Below are 6,904 nucleotides of genomic sequence, written 5' to 3'. Positions count from 1 at the left end.
GAATCCGTCTCCTTTACGAGCTCGTAGCATCAGAGTGAATGCGATCTCGGTCGAGGGTTACCCTCATCATACTCCCCGTGCCGACGCCCTTTTTTCATGTGTGTGAGTGCCCTGCAGGGGCATGCGTGTCTCCTTTTGAATTCGTCCCTGTTAGGAGTCTTTTGCTTTATTATTGGGGCACAGGCACAATTCGGCAACTAACAGGGGGAAATCTCGTGGCCAAACGACAACTTGACACCGTATTAGTGCAGGAGCTTCAAACCCGGGTCAAAAGCCGGCAAATTCGTGCTCTTCGGGGGACCCAACTGGTGTGCCGTGGTTGGCAGCAGGAAGCGGCCCTTAGGATGCTCATGAATAATTTGGATCCGGAAGTGGCAGAAAATCCGGCGGAATTAGTCGTCTATGGCGGCCGAGGCAAGGCGGCTCGCAATTGGGATGCATTTGAAGCGTTGGTTAATACCTTAATGGATTTAGGAGACGACGAAACGCTATTGGTGCAGTCGGGCAAGCCGGTGGGCGTGTTTGAAACCCACCCGCGGGCGCCGCGTGTGCTGATTGCTAATAGTCTTTTGGTGCCCCATTGGGCGACGTGGGAAGAGTTTTGGAAGTTGGAGCAAAAAGGGCTCACCATGTATGGACAGATGACGGCGGGTTCCTGGATTTACATTGGCAGTCAAGGCATTCTACAGGGAACCTACGAAACACTGGCTGAGTGTGCGGCGCAATTCTTTGGGGGCACCCTTAAAAACCGGGTGGTGCTGACGGCTGGATTGGGTGGTATGGGCGGCGCGCAGCCTTTGGCCGTGACCATGAATGACGGGGTGGCATTGGTGATTGAGGCTGACCCTGATCGTATGCGTCGGCGTTTGGAAACTCGGTACCTCGATCGCCAAGCGGTAGACTTAACCCATGCTTTGCAAGAGGTGGAACACGCCCGCAAGGTCGGTGAGGCGGTGTCCATTGGGCTCTTGGGAAACGCTGCGGAGGTGCTGCCGGAGTTGGTGCGACGTGGATTTCGACCGGACATTGTCACCGACCAGACCTCGGCCCACGATCCGTTGAACGGGTACATCCCTGCCGGACTATCTTTGGAAGAAGCAGCTAAGCTGCGCCAGTCGGACCCGAACGAATATGTCAGGCGGGCTAAGCAGTCCATGGCTCGGCATGTGGAGGCCATGCTAGCCTTCATGGACCAGGGTTCGGTGGTGTTCGACTATGGGAACAACCTGCGTGAGCGTGCGCGCGAGGAGGGGGTTGCCCGGGCATTTGATTTCCCGGGATTTGTTCCCCAATATATTCGTCCACAGTTTGAGGAAGGTCGGGGACCGTTCCGTTGGGTGGCGCTGTCCGGGGATCCCGAGGATATTCTCAAAACCGACCAAAAGGTTTTGGAACTATTTCCTAACGATGAGCGCCTTCGTCGCTGGATCACGATGGCCGAACAACGGGTGCAATTTCAGGGCTTGCCATCGCGGATTTGTTGGCTCGGGTATGGCGAGCGGGCGAAGTTTGGGTTAGCCATTAACCAAATGGTTCGCGACGGGGTGCTGAAGGCTCCGGTGGTGATTGGGCGCGATCATCTGGATTCCGGGTCTGTGGCTTCGCCTAATCGCGAGACGGAGGCCATGAAGGATGGGTCGGACGCCATCGGTGACTGGCCGATATTGAATGCCCTGTTGAACACCGCCGCTGGAGCCACCTGGGTATCGGTCCATCATGGAGGGGGTGTGGGCATGGGCTACTCGCTGCACGCCGGCATGGTGGTTGTGGCAGATGGGACAGAGGACGCCGATTGGCGACTGCAGCATGTGTTGACGACGGACCCGGGCACGGGCGTGATGCGCCATGCCGACGCGGGGTACGAAAAGGCACAGCGGGTCGCGCGGGAGCGGGGCGTCAAAATCCCCATGTTGGATGGAGAGGCGTAACGGTTATGGACGAACGCACCAAACGCTTCGAGCTCCTGTCCGACCTCTATCACTTTTTGCACAACGCACCAGCGGGTGAGGACCGTTCCCGCGCGACCCTGCAGTGGATTCTCAACTACAGCCACATTGGCCCGGAGAAGCTGTTCCTAGCGGGCTTGGAGCACGATGTTTTTGTGCCGTTGGCGGAGGCCGGGGGCTCGGCGAAACACCGAGAACCGTTTCGAGGACGAGTGATCCCGCATATCGAGGTGGTGCGGCAGACCCGTCAACCGGTCCTGTTTCGTGATTTGATGGAAGACGGTGACGCATCCCTGCGGGAATGGGCGATGCAAGAGGATATCCACACCTTTTGGGTCTTTCCTGTGATCGGCCGGGGAATGGTGATGGGCTCCTTGGGGGTGGCCTACCCTGAAGTCCGCACGCTAGAAGACCTTGAGCTTCAATATTGGACGCGCGTCTCAGAAACGCTGGCCATTTTCATCGCCCTCATTTACCGTCGTCATGAGCGTCAACTTGAACAAGAGCGATTTTCGACCGCGTTGGAAATGTCGCAGGCCGGCGTGCTGGGATTTCGGGCCGATGGCGAGGTAGCGTTCCACAATCAGCGGTTTCTTGAGATGTTTTACTTGCGATCGGAGGACGTACACGGGCACTATCGGGACGTCTTGGACCGAATCAGCAATCAAATTGTTGACCCCCGGGCCGTCGTGCGGGACATTCAACAGGCGCTGGAGCAAGCCAAAGCGGTCAGATCATTCGAGATTGTCTCCGACCTGAAGGGGGTCATTCCCCGTAAAATTCGCATGCGCGTGCGTCCGCTGGGACGGGGAGACCGAATAGACGGTTGGGTTGCCTTGTTTGACGACTACACTCAGGAGCATTCGGTCAAAACGCAACAGCAAGCCTTCTTGTCATTGGTGGCGCATGAGTTTCGCACTCCCATCACGGTGATTGCGGGGGTGGCGGAATGGCTTATGGCCGAGGCCGAAGGGAATGCCTTGCTGACGGATCAAATGCGCATCATTGCCCGCGAGACAACGCGCCTCATGCGGCTGATTCGCGAGTTGTGGCTCTCGGTGCACTTGGATGACGCGGGATGGCAAACGGAGGCAAGCCGAGTCTGCGTCGCCGAGGTGGTGCGCGAGGAGTCCTCCTCTAGACAGTCCAATGTCCCTTTAAAGCCCATTACCTATCAGGGTCCCTCTCATGCGTATGTGCAAGGGAGCCGGGAGGTCATCATGACCATTGTATCGGTTCTGCTTTCCAATGCCGTACGCTTCTCGCCGCCGGATGCCCCGATTGATGTGACGGTTACCCCCACCGAGGACGGAGTGCGGGTTGAGGTGGCAGATCGTGGTCCCGGCGTGGACCCAGCAGTGGTTGACGACTTGTTCGTGCGCATGCCGGATCCGCGCAAGCGTTCGGCGGTCGGAGGCATCGGAATTGGGTTGTGGCTCACCCGGCAATTGCTCGACAGGCTTGGCGGGGACGTTCAGTATCAACCGCGGCTTGGGGGCGGCGCCGTCTTTACGGTGTGGTTTCCAAGCCGTCCGCGGCTGGCGTCTTCGTCGTGAGCAGATCCCGGACTAGGCTTTGGAGTTGGGCCAACTTAAAGGGTTTCTCCAGATACGCGGCGGTATCGGCTTCTTCGGCGGCGCGGGCGAGTTCGGTCGAGGCCGACATAAACACGATCGGAATCCGTGGATGGCGCTGCCGAATTTCCCGGGCGAGCTCGGTTCCAGACCGATCGGGAAGTCTCAAGTCCATCAGGATAATATGGGGAACCATGTCTTCCAAGCGAGCCAGAGCGACCGCGGCCGTTTCTGCCTCTGTGACCTCGATGTCAATTCGGCTTAAAGCCAGCTTGACAATGTGGCGAATGCCGAACTCATCGTCAATGACAAGAGCGCGAAACACCAGGTCATCTCCTCAAATTGGTATTTTTACCAAGGAATCCGGTATGATTGTATAGACTTGGGGTTGGATACGCAAGCAATTAGGGTGAGACGGGATGATGGCGGATGTATTTGATTAGGGAAAGCTGGCGGGAGCTCTGGCAAAGAAACCGTGGCGGCGGCGTCTTAATGTTGGCCTTTTGGTATACCATGCTCACCACCTTCTATCAGTATCTGGTGATTAGCCGATTGGGACCATCGTTTCCCAAGAGTTTTAGCAAGTTTTTGTCTCACCCCGGGACCACGGCCGTACTTCCCCATTTGAGCTCCAGCTTGCTATTTAAGCTGGGGTTGGTTTACCTCACTTTTATCCTGATTATTTGGCCTTTCGCCTTGGGGGGCCTCTATGGCGGCATCGCAGAGGCCATGAAAAAACGCCCCGATTACACGCCCATTTTGTCTTTCTTCCGTTTCGGATATCACGAATTTTGGCGAGGGCTGGCGCAGGTGGTGCTCGCTCTCTTGTATTTCGCCTTGACGTTGGTGGTGCTAGGGTTCTTGTATGCCGGCTTGGGGTCGATGGGTCCAATCGGCACCACCCTCTTTGTCATCCTGTTTTTTGCTATTCTGGTATGGACCATGGGAACGGTGCTGTTCTGGTTTGGCCATACCTTTGGGACGGGGCTCCCTCCCAGCACCGGTTTTATACCGGCACTGCGCTGGGCAGCAACGCACCTGTCCCGACTTTATACTGAGGTGCTGCTGCTCATTGGGCTCTTAATCGCGGCTTTGCTGGTGATAGATATGCTCGCGGCTGTCCCGGTCATTGGGGTGCTGGTGATGATTATTGGCGAGGGTATGATTATCCCCGCTTTTTTGGCTATCTATGCCCTATTGATGTATCGGCAGTCGGAAGTCTAAGAAGACATCGGGGATTGATGACCTCCGGCCATTCTGTGCTCCGACAACTCCTTTCTCCACCGCGTGCATAATTCTCCACCAGCACGGGAAATTTTTTCCCGGAGGGATCGCATGGAAAACACTCTCACGCGAAGGGGATTTATGGGCGGCGCACTGGCGGTGGCGACTGCGGCCCTGACCGGGAAAATCGCGGAAGCTAAGGTGCCGGCTGGACTTCCGGCAGCGGCTTCGCTCCGCATCGTCCATCTAAGCGACTTTCATTGGGGATATCGAGGAGATTGGAATCGGAATCTCTCGGCCACGGTGGATCGCATTTTGCAAGAGGTTCTGAAATTAGATCCCAAGCCGCAACTGGTGCTCGTGACAGGCGATCTGATTCAGGCAGTCGGCGAGAGCGCCGAGCGCAACAAACGGCTGGAGGCGGTCAAGGCTAAGCTGGATGGGCTTAATGTGCCGTGGTTGGCCGTGCCGGGCGAGCATGACACGTTTGGCGATCAAGGGCAGGCTTTCAAAACCATTGTGGGACCGCTTTTCTTTCATCGCAACTTTCAGGGGCTCCATGTATTGGGCCTGGACAACGTCAGCCAAGGACCCTTTTTGGGGCAAGCGCAAAGCGCTTGGGTGCAAGACCAACTTGGCCGGATGGCGCCCACCGCGCCGTTGGTGGTCTTGACTCATCGACCGCTCTACGATTTGTTTACACCCTGGAACTGGTACACCTATGATGGCGACTCCCTTTATGGAGCGATTAGCCGTTTTTCCCATCGCGTGTGCCTCTTCGGTCATGTGCATCAAGCCATCTCCCATCGAACCCACCAGACCAACAACACCTCGGGACTGCCCGCGTCCTGGCCGCTTCCTGCCCCTGGACCATTGGAACGATTGCAGCCATGGCCCCAAGGGGCCAGCCACCCCGACATGGGGTTAGGATTTCGAGTCATGGACTGGACTGGGAGCGGGTTTAAAGTCCATACCACCTGGTTGGAGTCGCCCCAGCCTGAGGCGGTGCTGACATGATGGCGGGGCGCTGGCTTTGGGGAGCCACGGTCCTCGCGTCCCTGGCTTGGCCCTTTCACCCCCAACCCGGCCATCCAGGCCATGAGCGACCCAAGACACCCAGCGTGGTGGAAGGCGCCCGGTTATATCAACGGGCGTGTCTCTCGTGCCACGGGCCGCGCGGCGACGGCCAAGCGTTGGTTCTGCTCCCGGATGGAACCACCGCTCCGCGTCTTGATCAGCTTTCGGAGCAGGGGAAAAGTCTACCGCGCTTGACCCAGATTATTTCAAAGGGAGATGGGCCGATGCCGGGGTGGGGATCGGTGATGTCACCGGTGGAGATTGAAAGTCTGGCACGCTATGTGGCGTCACTCAATCCCTCTAGCCCGCCTTCGCCTTCCCCGAAGGATGGCCGTTCCAATCCCTAAGGCTTTCCCAGAGGCTCCACACGCCGGCTAACACGAGACTGTAGGGGAGCAGCAATAGGGCGAGACAGCCCAGCCAATGGCGACGAATTAAGAGCCGGAGGCCAAGAAGGGCAAGGTATATGAGCACCGCGATGGCCACATCGAATCCCGGCAGGCCCAGGGCGCGGAGCCCGAAAATGATCACAATTAAGGGACCCCATTCCCCAAGGGTGCGGCTTCGGGCCGCCCGGATCTTTTGCCGCTGATAGTGGCGGTTGCAGAGCGACCGGCGGAAGCCCAAACATCCCAGGCATAAGGGCTGGCCGCAGCGCTTGCACCGTCCCATGGCTTGATATCCATGATCAGGACACATGATGGGCGGATCAGGCCGTTGTCCTTGACGGTCCGAACCTGGGGGATGGGTCGGCCCCGGCGCGGTGGTGGTCGGGGGGTGACGCAACGCCCACTCATAGGCAAAATTAATCCGCTTCATCATTTCTTCTTGCTGTCGATAACGGGACGGGTCGAGGCGATAGCGGTCAGGGTGATGTTCTTTGACGCGCGCTAAATAGGCTTCGCGAATCGTGTCCTTGTCCGCGGTCGGCGGAATGCCGAGCACCTTCCAAGCATCGGTTTCGGTATTGGCCAGCGCTCTCGCCCCCTCCGCTCCTAGGACAACATTCGCGTAGAGTATAGCGTTTTCGCGCCAGACGCGTTGTCGATTGGCGCCTGGCGCAAACGAGAGTTTTGTCGACGC

General features: G+C 57.8%; 7 protein-coding genes. 5 read left to right on the top strand and 2 right to left on the bottom strand.

Going from position 1 to position 6,904, the window contains the following annotated elements:
- The first annotated feature begins 215 nt into the window (after nucleotides 1-215).
- Both hutU and HIJ39_RS06965 read left to right on the top strand, forming a co-directional pair.
- A complete protein-coding gene (hutU, locus tag HIJ39_RS06970) occupies nucleotides 216-1,928 on the top strand; it encodes a urocanate hydratase (protein WP_338055105.1) in 1,713 nt (570 codons plus the stop codon).
- Nucleotides 1,929-1,933: 5 nt separating this feature from the next.
- The gene (locus HIJ39_RS06965; RefSeq protein WP_169098082.1) at nucleotides 1,934-3,502 is read left to right on the top strand and encodes a sensor histidine kinase; all 1,569 of its coding nucleotides are present in this window, start codon (nucleotides 1,934-1,936) and stop codon (nucleotides 3,500-3,502) included.
- Here the strand turns inward: HIJ39_RS06965 and HIJ39_RS06960 are convergent.
- Nucleotides 3,456-3,845, bottom strand: coding sequence for a response regulator (locus tag HIJ39_RS06960; RefSeq protein WP_169098080.1), 390 nt, complete (start codon nucleotides 3,843-3,845; stop codon nucleotides 3,456-3,458). The two genes, HIJ39_RS06965 and HIJ39_RS06960, sit on opposite strands and share 47 nt — an antisense overlap.
- A 104-nt stretch (nucleotides 3,846-3,949) precedes the next feature.
- On the opposite strand from HIJ39_RS06960, the gene HIJ39_RS06955 reads away from it, so the two are divergent.
- The 3 genes from HIJ39_RS06955 to HIJ39_RS06945 all read left to right on the top strand — a co-directional run bounded on the left by HIJ39_RS06955 (nucleotide 3,950) and on the right by HIJ39_RS06945 (nucleotide 6,168).
- Nucleotides 3,950-4,744 (top strand): hypothetical protein, encoded by a 795-nt coding sequence (locus HIJ39_RS06955; protein WP_169098078.1) that lies wholly within the window; start codon nucleotides 3,950-3,952, stop codon nucleotides 4,742-4,744.
- Between the two features lie 111 nt (nucleotides 4,745-4,855).
- The gene (locus HIJ39_RS06950; protein WP_169098076.1) at nucleotides 4,856-5,761 is read left to right on the top strand and encodes a metallophosphoesterase family protein; all 906 of its coding nucleotides are present in this window, start codon (nucleotides 4,856-4,858) and stop codon (nucleotides 5,759-5,761) included.
- Nucleotides 5,758-6,168: a c-type cytochrome gene (locus HIJ39_RS06945; protein ID WP_169098074.1), complete on the top strand. Its 411-nt coding sequence runs from the start codon at nucleotides 5,758-5,760 to the stop codon at nucleotides 6,166-6,168. Before HIJ39_RS06950 ends, HIJ39_RS06945 begins: the two co-directional genes overlap by 4 nt.
- Here the strand turns inward: HIJ39_RS06945 and HIJ39_RS06940 are convergent.
- Nucleotides 6,122-6,766: a J domain-containing protein gene (locus HIJ39_RS06940; RefSeq protein ID WP_338055104.1), complete on the bottom strand. Its 645-nt coding sequence runs from the start codon at nucleotides 6,764-6,766 to the stop codon at nucleotides 6,122-6,124. The genes HIJ39_RS06945 and HIJ39_RS06940 overlap by 47 nt on opposite strands.
- Nucleotides 6,767-6,904: the final 138 nt, after the last annotated feature.

This window comes from Sulfobacillus harzensis, assembly GCF_012933365.1.
GTDB lineage: Bacteria > Bacillota > Sulfobacillia > Sulfobacillales > Sulfobacillaceae > Sulfobacillus_B > Sulfobacillus_B harzensis.
This window is presented reverse-complemented; position numbering and strand designations above follow the sequence as displayed.

Excerpts from the sequence above, each read along its gene's own strand:
- HIJ39_RS06950 (WP_169098076.1), top strand. The coding sequence starts at position 4,856 with ATGGAAAACACTCTCACGCGAAGGGGATTTATGGGCGGCGCACTGGCG.
- HIJ39_RS06945 (WP_169098074.1), top strand. The coding sequence starts at position 5,758 with ATGATGGCGGGGCGCTGGCTTTGGGGAGCCACGGTCCTCGCGTCCCTG.
- HIJ39_RS06965 (WP_169098082.1), top strand. The coding sequence starts at position 1,934 with ATGGACGAACGCACCAAACGCTTCGAGCTCCTGTCCGACCTCTATCAC.
- HIJ39_RS06955 (WP_169098078.1), top strand. The coding sequence starts at position 3,950 with ATGTATTTGATTAGGGAAAGCTGGCGGGAGCTCTGGCAAAGAAACCGT.